This is a genomic window from Bacillus sp. ME78 (genome assembly GCF_903970865.1).
In the GTDB taxonomy this organism is placed as follows: Bacteria; Bacillota; Bacilli; order Bacillales; family Bacillaceae_G; genus Bacillus_A; species Bacillus_A cereus.
On the sequence record NZ_CAJCKK010000099.1, the window covers coordinates 1 to 611 of the forward strand.

Below are 611 nucleotides of genomic sequence, written 5' to 3' on the forward strand. Positions count from 1 at the left end.
CGTCTGCCTGTTCCGCCACCCCGGCATGTCATATTGAAAATTGGAGCGGAAGACGGGATTCGAACCCGCGACCCCAACCTTGGCAAGGTTGTATTCTACCACTGAACTACTTCCGCAAGACATGTTTGAGATATTTTATTAAAAGTGCGGGTGAAGGGAGTCGAACCCCCACGCCAAAGGCGCTAGATCCTAAGTCTAGTGCGTCTGCCAATTCCGCCACACCCGCATATTTCATTAAAATGGTGAGCCATGAAGGATTCGAACCTTCGACCCTCTGATTAAAAGTCAGATGCTCTACCAACTGAGCTAATGGCTCTCAAAATTAAAACTGGTGCCGACTAGAGGACTTGAACCCCCAACCTACTGATTACAAGTCAGTTGCTCTACCAATTGAGCTAAGTCGGCTAAATGGTGGAGGATGACGGGATCGAACCGCCGACCCCCTGCTTGTAAGGCAGGTGCTCTCCCAGCTGAGCTAATCCTCCATTTGCCTGGCAACGTCCTACTCTCACAGGGACAAGGTCCCAACTACCATCGGCGCTAGAGAGCTTAACTTCCGTGTTCGGTATGGGAACGGGTGTGACCTCTCTGCCATCATTACCAGACTGTAT

5 tRNA genes and 1 rRNA gene are annotated in these 611 nt (G+C 50.7%); all 6 read right to left on the bottom strand.

Annotation, left to right across the window (positions count from 1 at the left end):
• Nucleotides 1–41 precede the first annotated feature (41 nt).
• Nucleotides 42–116 (bottom strand) — tRNA-Gly (locus H6481_RS28380).
• A gap of 29 nt (nucleotides 117–145) precedes the next feature.
• Nucleotides 146–226 (bottom strand) — tRNA-Leu (locus H6481_RS28385).
• Between the two features lie 14 nt (nucleotides 227–240).
• Nucleotides 241–316, bottom strand: a tRNA-Lys gene (locus H6481_RS28390).
• 13 nt (nucleotides 317–329) lie between these two features.
• Nucleotides 330–405: transfer RNA gene (locus H6481_RS28395), tRNA-Thr, on the bottom strand.
• 4 nt (nucleotides 406–409) lie between these two features.
• A tRNA-Val gene (locus H6481_RS28400) sits at nucleotides 410–485 on the bottom strand.
• Between the two features lie 4 nt (nucleotides 486–489).
• Nucleotides 490–605: ribosomal RNA gene (gene rrf / locus H6481_RS28405) — 5S ribosomal RNA — on the bottom strand.
• Nucleotides 606–611 lie beyond the last annotated feature (6 nt).